This window comes from Gardnerella sp. KA01001, from assembly GCF_049244025.1.
Lineage (GTDB): Bacteria > Actinomycetota > Actinomycetes > Actinomycetales > Bifidobacteriaceae > Bifidobacterium > Bifidobacterium swidsinskii.
The window spans coordinates 1,400,156-1,417,193 of record NZ_CP058366.1; the positions used below are offsets into that span (position 1 = coordinate 1,400,156).

Consider the following 17,038-nt stretch of genomic DNA (forward strand, 5'->3'; position numbering starts at 1 on the left):
TACAAAACATTAAAATACAAAATAAAAACGTCGCCTAGCAAGCTAAGCGACGTCGTGCACGTGCCCCCGGTGAGACTCGAACTCACACTGCACAGATTTTGAGGCTGTTTCCTCTACCAATTGGGATACAGGGGCATTTTTAATTTTCCGCATTTTTTTGCGACTTGTCGACTATAGCACACTTTAAGCCACATGCAAATAGTTAAAGCATTTTGCGCGTGTCGCAAATCAACAATATTGATCATACATAACATAATGCGCGCAAACTGCAAAACAGCTAGCGCGCATTATGCAAACTATACTACTGCGCAAATGCACTTAAACTAGAAGAACTAGCGTATTAGTACAAGAACGCAGAATCAAATAATTAGTCGCAAGCACCAACGGTGTGAACGTAGATGGAGTCAGTACGACCAGCCTGGCGTTCACCCTGAGCAGTGCTCAAGATAACAATCTGATCACCATCGGAAACCTTACCGGCTTCGCGAAGAACCTTGTCGGTGAAGATCATCAAATCGTGACGATTCATGTCATGGTAATCTTCATCAATCAAGAAGCCTTCAGTGCCCCAGCTCAAAGCCAACCAACGATAAGTGTGCTCATTGTTAGTCAAGCCAAAGATTGGAGCGGTTGGACGTTCACGAGAAATACGATGAACTGTGCGACCAGTCTGAGTGTAAGCAACAATAGCCTTAGCATTAAGCTTATCTGCCAAATCAACAGCTGCAGAAGAAACAGCACCGGTGCTAGACATATCAAGCTCAACAGCAGGAATGCGATCATAGCCGTGCTCAGTTGCGTACTGAGAAATACGGGACATGGTCTTTACGGTAACATCTGGGTACTTACCAACAGCAGTTTCGTTAGAAGTCATTGTTGCGTCAGCACCGTCGAGAACAGCGTTAGCGCAGTCAGAAGCTTCTGCACGAGTTGGAACTGGAGAGTTAACCATTGTGCCAAGAACTTCAGTAGCAACGATAACTGGCTTTGCATAGCGACGAGAAAGCTCGATGCAACGCTTGGTGACCAGTGGAACCTCTTCGAGAGGCATTTCAACAGCCATATCACCACGAGCAACCATAATGCCATCGAAGGTCTTAACAATCTCTTCCAAGTTTTCAACAGCCTGTGGCTTTTCAATCTTGGCGACGATTGGAATACGACGACCTTCTTCGTCCATGATTTCGTGAGCGCGATCAATATCGGTAGCGAAACGCACGAAGGACATAGCAATAATGTCAGCGCCGGTGCGAATAGCCCAACGAAGATCAGCCTCATCCTTTTCAGTCAAAGCTGGAAGAGAAACTGCAACACCTGGGAGGTTAATGCCCTTGTGGCTGGAAACTGGACCAGCAACAATAACCTTAGTGTGAACGTCGTTGCCTTCTACCTTGGTTACCTCAAGACGAACCTTACCGTCATCGATAAGGATTGGGTCGCCTGCGTGGCAATCTCCTGGCAAGCCCTTAAAAGTTGTAGAAGTGCGGTGCTCGTCACCTTCAACATCATCAGTAGTGATGATGAACTCCTGACCTTCTTCCAAATAAACCTTATCTTCGCCTTCAGCGTTCTTCTTGAACCAACCGCAGCGAATCTTTGGACCTTGCAAATCAACAAGAGCAGCAACATTGCGGCCAGTGGACTTGGAAGCTGCACGAACGTTGTTGTAAACGCGCAAATGATCTTCAGGAGTGCCGTGAGAACGGTTCAAACGAGCAACATCCATACCGGCTTCAACAAGCTTGGTAATACCTTCCAAGGATTCGGTAGCTGGACCAATAGTATCAACGATTTTGGCTTTACGCATAATGCCTACCTATTTTCTATTTCTGTTTATTTTTTATGAGCGATTTAATGATAGAAACCATAAAACGCCCAATTCCGCTTTCCAGTGTATCAACGTATTGTGACCGCTTATTGTATTTATTCGGCGTTTTGTGAACGCTCACAGAAAATAACATAAAATCGCAGATAATACTTGAATAACGCTCAGATAATGCTTGAACAATAGTTGAATAATAATTGAGAATAATAGTTATTTTCTAACTTTGAGCATCGCTTATTTGGCGCAACTCTTTCTTTAGATCGCGTATCTCGTCGCGCAAACGCGCTGCAAGCTCGAATTGCAACTGCTCTGCAGCAACATGCATCTGCTCACTCAAATTTTTAATCAGCGACATAATATCGTCTTGCGGAAGCTCAGAAACATTCGCCATACGCTTTTCTTTGCTTTGCTGCCCAAGATTCGGCTCTTTTGGCACGCCATAATGCGAGTTCCCAGCCTTATTAGCATTCCTGTAACCGCCTGCTAGCAAAGTTTGCGTATCAACATCCTCTTTAGCGAGCATATCGTTCACATCGCTAATCTTCTTTCGCAAAGGCTTAGGATCAATTCCATGAGCCTTGTTATACGCGATTTGCTTTTCGCGACGGCGCTCTGTCTCGCTAATCGCCTTGCTCATAGCATCAGTAACAGTATCCGCATACATAAGAACAGTTCCAGAAACGTTACGAGCAGCACGGCCAATCGTTTGAATAAGCGAACGGTAGGATCTTAAGAAACCTTCCTTATCTGCATCCAAAATCGCAACAAGCGAGACTTCCGGCAAATCCAAACCCTCACGAAGCAAATTGATGCCAACAATCACATCAATTTTGCCTTCGCGAAGCTCACGCAAAAGCTCCACTCTGCGCAAAGTATCAACATCTGAATGCAAGTACTCAACTTTAATACCAAGCTCAAGGAAGTAATCAGTTAAGTCTTCCGCTATTTTCTTTGTAAGCGTAGTAACAAGCACGCGCTCATCTTTTGCTACTCGCTCCTTGATTTCCGCAAGCAAATCGTCAACCTGACCTTCTACAGGGCGAACCTCAATCTTAGGGTCAAGCAAGCCGGTAGGGCGAATAATTTGCTCAACTACACCATCTGAAAGCCCAAGCTCGTAATCTCCAGGCGTTGCAGAAAGATACACAGTTTGACCAACGTGCTCCAAAAATTCTTTCCACTTTAACGGTCGATTATCCATTGCCGATGGCAGTCTAAAGCCATGTTCTACAAGCGTTCTTTTGCGCGAAGCATCGCCTTCATACATAGCTCCAATTTGCGGCACTGTTACATGCGACTCGTCTAAAACTAGCAAAAAGTCATCCGGGAAAAAGTCAAGCAGAGTATGCGGAGGCGTGCCTGCATCGCGTCCGTCAAAATGCCTAGAATAATTCTCCACTCCTGGGCATACACCAACTTGGCGAAGCATCTCCAAATCGTACGTAGTTCGCATTTCCAAACGCTGAGCTTCCAGCAATTTGTTCTGCTTTTTAAGCTGAGCTACTCTCTCGTCGCGCTCTTTTTCAATCGCCTCTAACGCGCGCTCCATGCGCTCCGGTCCTGCAATGTAGTGAGATGCTGGGAAAATATGAACGCTACTCTCCTGGCGAATTACTTCCCCCGTAAGCGGATGCAACATGGTAATTCTGTCAATTTCGTCGCCAAAGAACTCAATTCGCACAGCTAATTCTTCGTACACTGGAATAATCTCAACCGTGTCACCGCGCACTCTAAAAGTTCCGCGCGTAAAGGCAATATCGTTGCGCTTGTATTGCATGCTCACAAATTGGCGTAATAAATCGTCTCGCTCAAGCTGATCACCAACGCTTAGCATAAGCATTCGCTCGGCATACTCCTCTGGAGTACCAAGGCCGTAAATGCAAGAAACAGTAGCCACAACAACGCAATCGCGTCTAGTAAGCAAATTCGCTGTAGCAGCATGACGAAGCCGCTCAACATCGTCGTTAATATTCGAATCTTTTTCAATATACGTGTCTGTTTGCGGAATGTACGCTTCTGGCTGATAGTAATCGTAATAAGACACAAAATAGCTCACAGCATTATCTGGCATAAGCTCACGAAACTCTGCGCAAAGCTGAGCTGCCAAAGTTTTATTTGGCTCAATAATAAGCGTCGGTCGTTGCAAACGCTCAATAAGCCAAGCGGTTGTAGCAGTTTTACCAGTTCCTGTAGCACCCATTAAAACAACGTCGTTTTCGCCGTTTTCAATGCGATTAGCCAGCTCGTCGATTGCTTGCGGTTGATCTCCTGAAGGCTTGTATGGTGCTTTTACTACAAAAGGCTTGTTCGTGCGCTGAATTTTATTCGACATGTATTTACTTCCCCAGTTTTTTACTTCCCCAGTTTCGTCATTTCAGCACTTTTATTGTTTGCGTCACACAACCATGATTTTAGCGTATTGTCAACACTGTTAAGCATCGATTCCATTGGTTTAGTGGAATCAACTACAAAATCTGCGATATTTTTTCGCATTTTACTAGGAAGCTGACTATTTATGCGCGCCAAAGCCTGATCCTCAGTCATATTTCGCTCGCTTATCATTCGTTTAACGCGAATTTCTTGAGGCGCTTCAACAGTAATAATATGGTCAAAACTAAATGGAATGCTGTCGATTACTTGCGCAAGGAGCGGAATATCGTGCACAATAACTGAATTTATACTGTCCAACACGTTGCGATTTTCCTTAGAAATTTTACTAATATACTCGCTTTCATACTTACTTTCTAAGAGCTTTGCACAATCATAAATAGCAGGATGAATAAGCAACTCAAGCTTCTTACGATTTGCACAACTCTCATCGGAGTACCCAAAAACATGCTTTGCAATAAACTCGCGATTTAAAGAGCCATCATTCAAAACGACATTCTCCCCAAAAATGCTTACGATTTGCTGAAATACGTAACCTCCTGGCTTCACAACCTCGCGCGATAAAACATCGTAATCTATAACAAAAGCGCCAAGCGAACGCAAATGGTTTACTACAGTAGATTTTCCAGCTGCAATTCCGCCCGTTACAGCAATCCGCATCATTGTCATATATAAATTATAAATAACGCCCCGGCAAATAATTACCAGGGCATTATACGCTAAATAATAATTGTAAAATTAATCTTGAAGTTCAGCTCCATCGGCATCCTTATGCCACTTAGAACCAGGCTGAGAGCAAAGAATGCAAATTCCTTCAATAAATGCCCAAATTCCAGAAACAAAAGCCAGCAAGCCGAAAGAAAGAATAGAAATAAGCAGCTGAGCAACAGCCTTGCCTTTAAAACCAAGATAGAAATTGTGCACACCCAAAGCACCCAAAAAAATGGCTAACAGACCTGCAGCAATCTTGTTACGAGAGCTTCTGTATGTGTTTGATGAATAATTAGACCCATAGTTAGAGTATGAAGATGCTTGATTGTACTGAGGAGTAGACTGAGAGTACTGACCATATTGCGGCTGAGCATTGTATTGCGGCTGAGCATATGAATTCTGATCATACTGAGTCTGACCATACTGTGGCTGAGCATTGTACTGATGCTGAGCACCATACTGGGATTGGTTGTTATATTGTGGCTGAGCCTGGTTATACTGCTGGGACTGATCATTGTACTGTGGTTGTCCGTACTGAGTCTGTCCGTCAGAGCCGGAGTAATCTCCAGTTTGATTATCTAAATCACTCACAATAATCACACTTTCTCTCGTAAGAAATTTATTTTCTTAAAAACTGTATAATAAAAAATTAATAAATCAAAGCGTTATTACTAAAGATATTAAAAGATGCCCCGATGATTACTCACCGAGGGCATCTTATTTATAAGCTTTTAGTAGAAACTACTTCTTTTCGTTCAAAAGCTGTTCACGCAAAGCTGCGAGCTGATTGGAATCAGCTAAAGCACCTTCGGTAGAAGCCTCATTCACGCGCTAAAACATCGTAATCTATAGCAAACGCGCCAAGCGAACGCAAATGATTTACTACTGTAGATTTTCCAGCTGCGATTCCGCCCGTTACCGCAATCCGCATCATTGTCATATTTTGATTATAAACGATACATTTCGCACAGTAGCGTAAGTTTTCATTGATTCACTAAAACTTCTTATATAGCACGCAATAAATAGACCCGTAATAAGATTCCCAATTATCAGTTAATAAACTGTATCCAAGCTTATTATAAAAATCTAAAGCAATAGCATTGTTATCTTTTTCTGTAGATAAAATTATTGTCTTATATAATTTAAGATCTTCGACTTTCTTCATAAGCGCACTGCCAACGCCTATATGCTGAAACTCAGGATCTACAAATAACTCATTTAATTCTAAGCTTTGATTGAACCAATCATAATTTTCTGATAAAAATGGTTTAATTTGATTCGCATACCAATTATCTTGTAATAATTCTATGCCATATAAAACACCGATAATGCGATTATTCATCGTAGCAACAAGTAGAAGAGCACTACTGTTATATTTCAAACTATCTAATATGCGTTCACGAACATTATCTATACGATCCAGTTCTTTAGGGAATGCTTTTAGATATAAGTCTAAAATTATATTCATATTGTTTTCGGCTTCTGAATAATCTAATTTTTTAATTTCAATATTCTTCATAAAATTATTCTTCTAAATACTTCCGCTTATATTTACTCAATCACTATAATTTATTATTTTTAAAAAGATGCGTTTTGGAAATTGAATTCTAAAACGCATCTTTTATTTGTAAAATTACTTATAAATCTTAATACTAAATATTTATTTTTAATCCTTTAACTCAGCACCATCAGCATCTTTGTGCCACTTACTTCCAGGCTTTGAGCAAAGAATCAAAATGCCCTCAACCAATGCCCATATTCCAGTAATAATCAACAGGAACCCAAAGGAAAGAACAGAAATAAGCAGCTGTGCAATCGCCTTTCCTTTAAAACCAAGATAAAAATTGTGAATACCTAATGTGCCTAAGAAAATCGCTAGCAAACCTGCAACAATTTTCTTGCGCGAGCTTACTAAAGTTGCTTTAGTGTTCTCCTCACTATTTCCATCGTACGAAGGAAACTGAGCATTTTGCTGGTTGTTTTCCAAAGTGTTCATATTTTAACCATCCTTTTAGTAAATACGATTAGTAAATACGATTGACGTTTTACATCATATAATCACGATTATTAAAAGAAAATTGATTGTACCTATATTTAATTACAAAACTTGAGTTATAAAATACTTGTCAAATATACTCAAGATACTCGTAAAACATTATGAACAACAATACGCAAGATGCCCCCGATGATTAATCACCGAGGGCATCTTACTGTTTTATTTACAAGCTTCTAGTAGAAAGTAGAAACTACTTCTTTTCGTTCAAAAGCTGTTCACGCAAAGCTGCGAGCTGATCGGAATCAGCTAAAGCACCTTCACTAGTTGCTTCAGAAGAATAGTTGGAAGCAACTTCTTCCTTCTTTTCTTCCTTAGCTGGCTTCTTTTCAGCTTCTTCGCTCTGACCGTCAGCAGCAGCAGATTCAGCTGCAGCCGCAAGTTCCTTAGCAGCGAATGCCTTGTGCTCTTCCCAAAGCTGGTGTGCTGCAGCATACTGAGCTTCCCACTCTTCGCGCTGCTGCTCGTAACCGACCATCCATTCGTTAGTGTTTGGATCGAAGCCTTCTGGGTACTTGTAGTTGCCTTCAGCATCATATTCAGCTGGCATACCGTAGAGAGCTGGATCAAAATCTTCAGAATTTGGATCTACAGCTTCAGTAGCTTGCTTCAAGGAGAGGGAGATGCGACGACGATCGAGATCAACGTCGATAACCTTCACGAATACTTCTTCGCCACCCTTAACAACAGTTTCTGGGTTCTCTACGTGACGGTTTGCAAGCTCAGAAATGTGAACCAAGCCCTCAATGCCATCTTCAACGGAGATGAACACACCGAACTGAACAATCTTTGTGACCTTGCCCTTAACTACCTGTCCAGGAACATGAGTGCGAGCGAAGCGCTGCCATGGATCTTCCTGAGTTGCCTTAAGGGAAAGGGAAATACGTTCGCGATCGAGATCAACGTCGAGAACTTCAACGGTAACCTTATCGCCAACCTTAACAACCTCAGATGGATGATCAATGTGCTTCCAGGAAAGCTCAGAAACGTGAATGAGACCGTCAACTCCGCCGAGATCAACAAACGCACCGAAGTTTACGATAGAAGACACAACGCCTTCGCGAATCTGACCCTTCTTAAGCTGCGAGAGGAAGGTTTCGCGAACTTCGGACTGGGTTTCCTCAAGGAACTGGCGACGAGAAAGCACAACATTGTTGCGGTTCTTATCGAGCTCGAGAATCTTAGCCTTAATCTTCTGGCCAATGTATGGAGAAAGATCGCGCACGCGACGCATCTCAACCAAGGAAGCTGGCAAGAAGCCGCGAAGACCGATATCAACAATCAAGCCGCCCTTAACAGCTTCAATAACGGTACCTTCAACGATGCCGTCTGCATCCTTAATCTTCTCGATGTCACCCCAAGCACGCTCATACTGTGCACGCTTCTTGGAGAGAATAAGACGTCCTTCCTTGTCTTCCTTAGTTACAACAAGGGCTTCAATGGTGTCGCCAACCTCGACAACATCATCTGGATCAACGTCTTTTTTGATGGAAAGTTCACGGGAAGGAATTACACCTTCAGTTTTGTAGCCGATGTCCAGCAATACTTCGTCGTGATCAATCTTTACGACTGTACCTTCAACTAAATCACCATCATCAAAATTCTTGATGGTTGAATCGACTGCCTTGATGAAGTCTTCTTCGGTGCCAATATCATTAATCGCAACCTTGGCGACTTCGTTATTATTCTCTGCCATTAGTTATTAGTGGTTTCTTCTTGGGGTGGATATTACTCGATATTTAATTATGTATTTACGTTACGTGTGCATACTATGCACACGCTTTGTCGATTTTATATACAGGTATAGCCAAAATTTACGTTTTACTTCGGGCGTGTCGCATTTTATTTGCAATTAGCTGCTCGCTCAGCCATATCTACAACATTCGCCAGCAACATAGCTCGAGTCATCGGACCTACTCCACCAGGATTCGGAGAATACGCTCCAGCAATTTCTCGACAAGCTGAATCAACATCACCTTTTACACGGTATCTGCCAGCCTCTTCATCAAAAACACGAGATACACCAACATCAACAAGAACAACGCCAGGTTTAATATCTTCAGGCTTAACAAAACCAGCACAACCCATTGCTGCAATTATTACATCAGAACGGCGCATAATCTCCTGAACATTCCGAGTATGCGTATGGCACAACGTAACAGTTGCATCTACTCCCCTGCGTGTTAACAGAAGACCAATAGTACGCCCAACCGTAATGCCACGACCAAGCACACAAACTTCCTTACCAGAAAGTTCAATACCGTACTCATCAAGCAAAGCTAAAATTCCACGCGGCGTGCACGGCAAAGGTGTTGTAATATTACCGGAAATATGCGTAACAAGTTCACCCAAATTATATGGATGCATTCCATCACAATCTTTTGCAGGATCAATAGAAGAAATAACTTTTTGAGCATCAATACCTTTTGGCAATGGCAGTTGCACAATAAATCCAGTACAAAGAGGGTCATTATTTAATTTCTGTAAAGCAGCAAGAATCTCATCTTCAGTAGCATCTTCTGGTAAATCGCAACGAATAGAATTAATCCCCACTTCTTCGCAATCACGATGCTTACCAGCAACATATTTCAACGAACCAGGATCACTACCTACAAGCAACGTACCCAAACCTGGATTAATGCCTTTTTTATGTAAAATAGCAACGCGCGCTGCCAAATCTTTTTTAATTTTACTAGCTAAAGCCTTACCATCTAACACAATAGTCATAAAAAATTCCTCCCAACTCGCACAATTCGTAAGGATAGGCTATCGTGAAGTATAGAAGATATGGGTCGACTAACAATTTTACGTGCGCCGACGCACCATTATCACGGGAGGAGTCACAGTGATGCGTACCGTTCTTTGTGCAGTAAAGAAGTTTGGAAAAACTGCCATAACATGCCTTATTGCTTCTGCAGTAATACTTGGATTTGCAGCTTGTGGAAAAACTGAGGAAAAACCAAAAGAAAAACCAAAAGCTGCAACAAATATTTCTGTTGTATCCACTGTTGACACCTGGGGTAGCTTAGCTCAAGAGATCGGTGGCTCTGACGTCAAAGTTGAATCAATTATGACTGGCTCAGATACAGACATATCGTCGTTTAAACCTAGCTCAAAAGATTTAAAAAATATGCAGAATGCACAAGTATTAGTTACAAATGGTGCAGGCTACGATGATTGGGCAAACAAAGTACACCCAGCTAAAGCTGAAGTGCTTAGTGCAGCAGGTACTGTAGGAGCACTTAACGGAGACAATCCATATCTTTGGTTTTCTCACGATGCTAGGGATGCTATGGCATCTGCCATGGCTGACACCTTCTCCAAAGTTTTGCCATCAAAAAAGCAAGCTTTTTCTAAGCGACTAGCACAATGGCAGGAAAAGGAAAAGAAATTAACCACCTACTTAAGTGATTTCTCTAAAGAAAATGGTAACGCAAAGTATGCTTCTACATCTCCTATTCTTTTCTGGCTAATGTCTGATGCCAATTTGAAAGATAGCTCACCTAAAGAATATGTTGACGCAGTAAATAACAATAATGAACCAGAACATTCAAGCGTTGAGGAGTTTCAGAAGCTTATTGAAGGTCGCAAAATTGATGTGTTGATTAGCGATAGCCAGCAAGGAAACGATGTTCTGAACTTGCTAAGCGGAATCGCAGGACGCAGCTACACGTCTACAGTACGAGTAAGCGAACTTATGCCAAAATACGCAGATCAGCTTGATAAATGGATTATGAAGATTTGTGACGACCTACATAATGCTGTAAAAGCGACAAAGGATATGCGTAAAGACATTGATGATAAAGAGTCTCAAAAAAAGCCAATCACTGAGAAGCCACATGTAGCAAAGAATACTAATCCTAAAAATTCTAACCAAGGTCAGCAAGATCCAGGTAAGTAAATTTAGGTGAATCTATAAACATAAAAATCCTTGCATTTTACAAATGCAAGGATTTTTTATTATCTGTTTTAAGCAAGAACAAAAGCAAAACATACAATAAATACGTAAGCAAATATATAAGCAAAAGCCCTTCTAACTCGCCGATATACCGACATTTAGAAGGGCTTAAAATAATATGAACAATTAATATTTATTTATTTATTTTGCATATCGCAAATCATTTTTTCTTAGATTTCTTGCTACGCTCTTCTAACAGCGCTAAAGTTCGCGATGCAGGCTCTTCTGGAGCTACAGTATGGTGATTTTCATCGCCTTCTTGAGGCTCCTTGTATCCAAGATTCACATCTAAAAGTCGCTCCGCCTCAATCTCATCAATCTTTTCAGACAAAGCAATTTCGGAAATTAAAATACTGCGAGCGCGAGCAAGCATTCGCTTTTCTCCTGCAGATAAACCATGTTCATCAACATCTCGCTGAGATAAATCACGAACTACTTCAGCAATATTGTTAACATCGCCAGTAGCAATCTTCTCTACATTAAGCTTGTAGCGTCTAGACCAATTCATCTCTTTTTCAACTATTGGAGTACGCAAAATCTCAAAAACTTTTGCAACTTCTTGCGCTCCAACAATGTCTCGCACGCCAACTTTTTTAACATTATCGACAGGTACGTTAATTTCTAAACCATCAGATGATAACACTACCAATCGTAAATATTGACGAGTTACACCTTTTACGGTGCGCTCACTAATTTCTTCAACACGAGCCGCACCATGACGAGGATAGACGACCATATCGCCGACTTGATATTCCACAGAACCCTCCGTATGCACAGAAAAACTCATAACAGTTTCCCATAAGGTCACGACTTGAAAAAATTTTCATATTTTTTTCACAATAGCGCGAAACACACGCGACTTACAGCAATAAAGCATGTATGATAGTCAGCATGAGTACAGTTACTAACATCAATGAAGATGCAGTCGCAGTTCCAGTCCGACAGGATGTATTAGCTGCGGTGAGCAATGCAGAATATTACAATCCACATGAGGTTCTTGGAGGTCACCTTGGAACTGGCAAAGGTGCCGACACTGTAACCGTCCGCGTATTGCGCCCTATGGCAAAGAAAGTTGTTATTCTTACTAAGAACGGTGAATACGAAGCTAAACACGAATATAACGGCATCTTTACAGCTGTTATTCCTGCAGTAAAGCATACAAAAACAAAGTCTTGGTCTGTTCCTAGTTATCGCGTTTACACTGTGGAAATAGACGGTTCTGAGTCCACAGATGATGATCCTTACCGTTATTTGCCTCAAGTTGGCGAACTTGACATGTACTTATTTGGAGAAGGTCGTCATGAGCGTCTTTGGGAAGCATTAGGCGCACACGTCAAAACGATAACAGATTCATGGGGACTTATATCTCCTGAAACTGGAAAGATGGTAAAGAAAGTTACTGGTACTGCTTTCTCAGTGTGGGCACCAAATGCTCGTGCAGTACGCGTAGTTGGTAACTTTAATTACTGGAATGGTCGTCGCCACGCTATGCGCTCACTCGGCTCTTCTGGCATTTGGGAACTTTTTATTCCAGGAGTTACAGCAGGAGAAGTATATAAGTACGAAATTCTTACACAATCTGGCAATTGGATTATGAAAGCCGATCCAATGGAGCGCTCTCATGAAGTTCCACCAAACACAGGATCTGTTGTTGTTGATTCTGAGTTTAAGTGGCACGATACTGATTGGATGGATGAGCGCGCAAAAACAGATGCCCACAATGGTCCAATAAGCATTTACGAAGTACAAGCTAACAGCTGGAATCGCGATTTGGGTAATTATCGCGAACTTGCTGATCATTTAGTTGATTATGTGCAAAGAGAAGGCTTTACTCACGTCGAGTTTATGCCGTTGACACAATATCCATTCTCTGGATCTTGGGGATATCAAGTAACGGGTTATTATGCAGTAGATTCTCGCCTTGGCTCCCCTGATGACTTTAAGTACTTGGTAGATAAACTCCACAAAGCAGGCATTGGTGTCATTATGGATTGGGTTCCAGCTCACTTCCCTAAGGATGACTTTGCACTCGGTCGTTTTGATGGCACAGCATTATATGAAGATCCTGATCCTATGCGAGGCGAGCATCCTGATTGGGGTACTTACATCTTCAACTTTGGTCGTCATGAAGTTCGTAACTTCTTGGTTGCTAATGCTTGCTTCTGGCTTGATGAATACCATGTTGACGCGTTGCGCGTTGATGCAGTATCCTCAATGCTTTACTTGGATTACAGCCGTGAAGCAGGACAGTGGAGACCAAATATCTACGGCGGACGCGAAAATCTTGAAGCAATTGACTTCATTAAGGAAGCAAACGCAACTGCATACAAGAATAATCCTGGCATCATGATGATTGCTGAGGAATCCACTGCTTATCAAGGCGTAACTGCACCAACCGATATGGGCGGCTTAGGATTCGGCTTGAAGTGGAATATGGGCTGGATGCACGACACTTTGCAATACCTTAAAGAGGAGCCAATTAATCGTCGTTGGCATCATAACGAAATTACATTCTCAATGGTTTATGCATACTCTGAGCATTATGTGTTGCCATTAAGCCACGATGAAGTTGTGTACGGTAAGGGTTCGTTACTTGGAAAGATGCCAGGAGACGAATGGCAACAGTTCGCAGGATTACGCGCATTGCTTGCATACCAGTGGTCTCATCCAGGCAAGAACCTTCTGTTCATGGGTGGAGAAATTGGACAGTCCAGCGAATGGAACTTCAATACTTCTCTTAACTGGAATGAGCTGCAATGGCCGTTCCATCAAGGTGTGCAAAAGCTTGTTGCAGATTTGAATACTCTGTATAAGAGCTCTCGCGCATTCTGGAGTCAAGACTTTACTCCTGATGGTTTCCAGTGGCTTACAAGCGACGATTCCGATCACAATACTTTAAGCTACATGCGTATTGGCGACGACGGAGAAGAAATCGTTGTAGTAGTAAACTTCTCAGGTCAAGCTTGGCAAGACTATCAGGTTGCGTTACCAAAAGGCGGACAGTGGGAAGAGATACTCACAACTGATGATGCAAAGTATTGCGGATCTAATATTCACAACGGCACATTCACTGCTACTGCTGCAGAGTATCATTCTCGACCATACTCTGCAAGAATCACTGTTCCAGCGTTAGGTGCGGTATTCTTGAAGCCAGTACAACACTGAAAGGTCTTTTTAAAATATGCTAAACGCTCCATCAGCTAGCGTAAATGCTCGTACAATTCTCGTTGTTGAGGATGAGCCAGATCTTGCTACAGCAATTGCACAACGCATTACTGCACAAGGCTGGAGAGCAAGAGTCGCTACAGATGGAGCGTCTGCTGTTAGAGCTGCCGAACAACTAAAACCTGATCTCATAATTATGGATATTATGCTTCCTATTATGGATGGGATTGAAGCAACTCGACGAATTATCTCCAAAATGCCTGTTCCTATCCTCATGTTAACAGCACGCGACGCAGAAGCCGATAAAATTGTTGGCTTAAGCGCAGGCGCAGATGATTACATGACTAAACCATTTTCGCCACGTGAGTTAATTGCTCGTTGCGCAGCATTGCTGAGACGCGTAGAACGCGCATCGCAAATAGCAAAGACAATGGAACATGAACGCACAATTAATTTTGGGTCACTTATTATTAGACCTCGTCAAAGACTTGTAACTTTAAACGACAAAGAGGTACATTTTACACCAACTGAGTTTGACTTGCTCGCTACTCTAGCTCGTCATCCTCATACTGTATTTAAGCGTGAAAAGTTACTTGAAGAGGTGTGGGATTGGCCGGATGCTTCTGGAACTCGCACAGTAGATTCACACATTAAGTCTTTGAGACATAAAATTGGATCGGAATGGATTCGTACTGTACACGGAATAGGATACGCATTCGAGCCACCTATTAGTGATTACGACAAAGTTCTGCAATCACAAGTTTCATAAATAATTATTACTTTCATAAATAGTAAATAATTACAACACTTTAGCTTCGGAAAATTCGTAAATGGTATTAGAAAATAAAATAGATAATGCTAATTCTGAGCAATATAAAAATACTAAACAACGTAATTTATTAAATAAAAACTCAAATGCTCAACTTAAAAATAAGTCAAAAATGCGATTTACGAATTCTTCTGTAAAGCATAATTATCCAAATCGACCTGTCGGATTTTTTTCATCTCTAAAAATTGAACTTTCGGCAATTATTGTTTTTGCAACAGCAATTGCTTTCGTAATGGCATGGTTTTTACTTAAAACTGGTCTAAATGGCTGGATTGCAATGCCATTAACACTTATTGTTGCTCTGGGAATTACATACATTTTTTCTAGAGGACTTACAGCACCACTTCGTCAAATGAAAAATGCTGCAGAAGCTATGGCTGACGGCGACTATTCTGTGCGAGTTGCTGTAGAAAATCGTCGTGACGAAGTAGGTAAATTAACTCTTGCATTTAATGAAATGGCAGAAGAACTTGAACATGCAGATCAAATGCGTAGAGAGCTTATAGCAAACGTAAGTCACGAACTGCGCACTCCTGTTTCTGCTTTACAAGCGATGCTTGAAAATCTTGCAGACGGAGTTGTTGATCCTACTCCATCTAATATGGAAGCTATATTAAACCAAACTCATAGACTTGCTGATCTTATTACTTTCCTTCTTGATTTATCTAGAGTTGAAGCAGGCGCGGAAAGCCTTAATATAACTTCATTTAATTTCACAGACTTTATTGACGAAATTATCGAACCACTAGAAATAGCTGATTCAGGTCATAATCATAATATTGAAGTTCAAATTAATGATGAGATTGAATTAACAGGAGATCAAGCTCGCCTTTCGCAACTTTTTACTAATATTATTTCTAACGCTCTAAAACATTCAGACGATGGAACTCGTGTTCTTATAAGTGCTCATATTAATCACAGCCAAAACTCTGTAATATGCAATGTTGTGAATTTCGGAGAACAAATTCCTCAAGAAGATCGCGCCGATATTTTCAGAAGATTTGTTAAAGGAAATCAGCGAATTGGCACAGAATCAGGAGGAACAGGATTAGGATTATCAATTGCTCGTTGGGCTGCACAATTGCACCATGGAACTGTAAAAGTAGTAGACGATAAACGCGGTCCGAACTTTGAAATTGCGCTTCCGCTAAACTATAGCAATACAATAGCAAACTAACATTCGTAATCTGCTGTACAATCATCCTTATTGCATACACATGCTAAAGAAAAGCATGCCAAAACAGTAATTCCACTACTCTGTAAAGTTGAAACGCAGCTATTCATAGTTGAGCCAGTAGTTACAATATCATCCAATACAATAGCTTTGTACTCGCGTTGATTTTCAAACTTTTGCTTTCTCAATTCTTTAAAATCGATGCTAAACGCCTTAGAAATTCTGTTAGACCTTCCGCGAAAACCGGAAGTTTGCACTGATTTCGCAGTAATTCTAGCATCCATACTTACAATATCTAAAACGTATGCTCTAATGCCACTATTACACAATCGTTTAGCAACACAATTTGCAACAGGCAACATATGCTTACGTCCACGATGCCTTGATGAATGCTTAGACGACGGGACTGGTATAACAAATATAGGTTTTTCACTTATATAACAAGAATGCGAGCGCAAAAATTTAGATATAACTTCTACTACTAAATCGCCAATAAGTTCACCAAATATTTTGTCACATGCAATATCGAAATGATCCTTCCACAATAATATTGAGCGGCGAACAACCGTAGAATACGAACCACACGCGTAGCGATATCCACATACTGTTCTGGCAAATGGTGCACGTTTCCAGCATTGCAACGCTTTTTTGCAGTTTTCACACAATATATAATCTGGAGTATCACAGCCTGCACATGCGCGAGGCAAAAATAAATTAAATAAAGCAATCGCTACATTCTTCCAACTAGCAAAACGCCAATTTATAAAATCAACATCCTTGTTTTCACATACACCACAAGGTATAGATGCGTGACATGCTAATCCCCCATGAGATGTCACGCTTCTATACTTCTTTTTGTTTTGGTGGTTTATAACCTTGCGTCTCCCAATCATAATGACAGCATATGCGATAGCTTATTGGCTATGCAAATAAAA

14 protein-coding genes, 1 tRNA gene and 1 pseudogene are annotated in these 17,038 nt (G+C 41.3%); 4 read left to right on the top strand and 12 right to left on the bottom strand.

The window, feature by feature from the left end; all coding sequences use genetic code 11:
* Nucleotides 1–61: 61 nt before the first annotated feature.
* From HXT59_RS05665 to HXT59_RS05710, 10 genes and pseudogenes are all read right to left on the bottom strand, one after another.
* Nucleotides 62–135: transfer RNA gene (locus tag HXT59_RS05665), tRNA-Leu, on the bottom strand.
* 232 nt (nt 136–367) lie between these two features.
* Nucleotides 368–1,807, bottom strand: coding sequence for a pyruvate kinase (pyk, locus tag HXT59_RS05670; RefSeq protein WP_004111304.1), 1,440 nt, complete (start codon nt 1,805–1,807; stop codon nt 368–370).
* Nucleotides 1,808–2,042: 235 nt separating this feature from the next.
* A complete protein-coding gene (gene uvrB, locus HXT59_RS05675) occupies nt 2,043–4,157 on the bottom strand; it encodes an excinuclease ABC subunit UvrB (RefSeq protein WP_421784267.1) in 2,115 nt (704 codons plus the stop codon).
* A 20-nt stretch (nt 4,158–4,177) separates the two neighbouring features.
* Entirely contained in the window at nt 4,178–4,882 is a 705-nt protein-coding gene (gene coaE, locus HXT59_RS05680; RefSeq protein ID WP_012914054.1) for a dephospho-CoA kinase, read from the bottom strand.
* Between the two features lie 69 nt (nt 4,883–4,951).
* The gene (locus HXT59_RS05685) at nt 4,952–5,524 is read right to left on the bottom strand and encodes a TM2 domain-containing protein (protein ID WP_012914053.1); all 573 of its coding nucleotides are present in this window, start codon (nt 5,522–5,524) and stop codon (nt 4,952–4,954) included.
* A gap of 223 nt (nt 5,525–5,747) precedes the next feature.
* Nucleotides 5,748–5,864, bottom strand: a pseudogene (locus tag HXT59_RS05690) (dephospho-CoA kinase); the annotation flags it as partial.
* Between the two features lie 54 nt (nt 5,865–5,918).
* On the bottom strand, nt 5,919–6,443 hold the full coding sequence (locus HXT59_RS05695; RefSeq protein ID WP_102155261.1) for a GNAT family N-acetyltransferase: 525 nt from the start codon (nt 6,441–6,443) through the stop codon (nt 5,919–5,921).
* 147 nt (nt 6,444–6,590) lie between these two features.
* Nucleotides 6,591–6,920 carry a TM2 domain-containing protein gene (locus HXT59_RS05700; protein ID WP_012914052.1) on the bottom strand — a complete coding sequence of 110 codons (330 nt, stop codon included), beginning with the start codon at nt 6,918–6,920 and terminating at the stop codon, nt 6,591–6,593.
* Between the two features lie 250 nt (nt 6,921–7,170).
* On the bottom strand, nt 7,171–8,673 hold the full coding sequence (gene rpsA, locus HXT59_RS05705) for a 30S ribosomal protein S1 (RefSeq protein ID WP_012914051.1): 1,503 nt from the start codon (nt 8,671–8,673) through the stop codon (nt 7,171–7,173).
* Nucleotides 8,674–8,819: 146 nt separating this feature from the next.
* Nucleotides 8,820–9,704: a bifunctional methylenetetrahydrofolate dehydrogenase/methenyltetrahydrofolate cyclohydrolase gene (locus tag HXT59_RS05710; RefSeq protein ID WP_012914050.1), complete on the bottom strand. Its 885-nt coding sequence runs from the start codon at nt 9,702–9,704 to the stop codon at nt 8,820–8,822.
* Nucleotides 9,705–9,825: 121 nt separating this feature from the next.
* Between HXT59_RS05710 and HXT59_RS05715 the strand changes: the two genes are divergently transcribed.
* The gene (locus HXT59_RS05715; RefSeq protein WP_415685256.1) at nt 9,826–10,878 is read left to right on the top strand and encodes a metal ABC transporter solute-binding protein, Zn/Mn family; all 1,053 of its coding nucleotides are present in this window, start codon (nt 9,826–9,828) and stop codon (nt 10,876–10,878) included.
* A gap of 217 nt (nt 10,879–11,095) precedes the next feature.
* Here the strand turns inward: HXT59_RS05715 and HXT59_RS05720 are convergent, their stop codons facing one another.
* On the bottom strand, nt 11,096–11,692 hold the full coding sequence (locus tag HXT59_RS05720) for a CarD family transcriptional regulator (protein ID WP_012914048.1): 597 nt from the start codon (nt 11,690–11,692) through the stop codon (nt 11,096–11,098).
* A gap of 134 nt (nt 11,693–11,826) precedes the next feature.
* On the opposite strand from HXT59_RS05720, the gene glgB reads away from it, so the two are divergent.
* The 3 genes from glgB to HXT59_RS05735 all read left to right on the top strand — a co-directional run bounded on the left by glgB (nt 11,827) and on the right by HXT59_RS05735 (nt 16,106).
* Entirely contained in the window at nt 11,827–14,100 is a 2,274-nt protein-coding gene (gene glgB, locus HXT59_RS05725) for a 1,4-alpha-glucan branching protein GlgB (protein WP_162863125.1), read from the top strand.
* Between the two features lie 16 nt (nt 14,101–14,116).
* Nucleotides 14,117–14,869 carry a response regulator transcription factor gene (locus HXT59_RS05730; RefSeq protein WP_004110759.1) on the top strand — a complete coding sequence of 251 codons (753 nt, stop codon included), beginning with the start codon at nt 14,117–14,119 and terminating at the stop codon, nt 14,867–14,869.
* A gap of 61 nt (nt 14,870–14,930) precedes the next feature.
* The gene (locus HXT59_RS05735) at nt 14,931–16,106 is read left to right on the top strand and encodes a sensor histidine kinase (RefSeq protein ID WP_004110763.1); all 1,176 of its coding nucleotides are present in this window, start codon (nt 14,931–14,933) and stop codon (nt 16,104–16,106) included.
* On the opposite strand, the gene HXT59_RS05740 is transcribed toward HXT59_RS05735, so the two are convergent.
* The gene (locus tag HXT59_RS05740) at nt 16,103–16,996 is read right to left on the bottom strand and encodes a ComF family protein (RefSeq protein WP_102703019.1); all 894 of its coding nucleotides are present in this window, start codon (nt 16,994–16,996) and stop codon (nt 16,103–16,105) included. The genes HXT59_RS05735 and HXT59_RS05740 overlap by 4 nt on opposite strands.
* Nucleotides 16,997–17,038 lie beyond the last annotated feature (42 nt).

Bases quoted from the DNA above. Each gene is read 5' to 3' on its own strand.
- pyk (WP_004111304.1), bottom strand. From the start codon at position 1,807: ATGCGTAAAGCCAAAATCGTTGATACTATTGGTCCAGCTACCGAATCC.
- uvrB (WP_421784267.1), bottom strand. From the start codon at position 4,157: ATGTCGAATAAAATTCAGCGCACGAACAAGCCTTTTGTAGTAAAAGCA.
- coaE (WP_012914054.1), bottom strand. From the start codon at position 4,882: ATGACAATGATGCGGATTGCTGTAACGGGCGGAATTGCAGCTGGAAAA.
- HXT59_RS05695 (WP_102155261.1), bottom strand. From the start codon at position 6,443: ATGAAGAATATTGAAATTAAAAAATTAGATTATTCAGAAGCCGAAAAC.
- HXT59_RS05700 (WP_012914052.1), bottom strand. From the start codon at position 6,920: ATGAACACTTTGGAAAACAACCAGCAAAATGCTCAGTTTCCTTCGTAC.
- rpsA (WP_012914051.1), bottom strand. From the start codon at position 8,673: ATGGCAGAGAATAATAACGAAGTCGCCAAGGTTGCGATTAATGATATT.
- HXT59_RS05710 (WP_012914050.1), bottom strand. From the start codon at position 9,704: ATGACTATTGTGTTAGATGGTAAGGCTTTAGCTAGTAAAATTAAAAAA.
- HXT59_RS05715 (WP_415685256.1), top strand. From the start codon at position 9,826: ATGCGTACCGTTCTTTGTGCAGTAAAGAAGTTTGGAAAAACTGCCATA.
- glgB (WP_162863125.1), top strand. From the start codon at position 11,827: ATGAGTACAGTTACTAACATCAATGAAGATGCAGTCGCAGTTCCAGTC.
- HXT59_RS05730 (WP_004110759.1), top strand. From the start codon at position 14,117: ATGCTAAACGCTCCATCAGCTAGCGTAAATGCTCGTACAATTCTCGTT.
- HXT59_RS05735 (WP_004110763.1), top strand. From the start codon at position 14,931: ATGGTATTAGAAAATAAAATAGATAATGCTAATTCTGAGCAATATAAA.
- HXT59_RS05740 (WP_102703019.1), bottom strand. From the start codon at position 16,996: ATGATTGGGAGACGCAAGGTTATAAACCACCAAAACAAAAAGAAGTAT.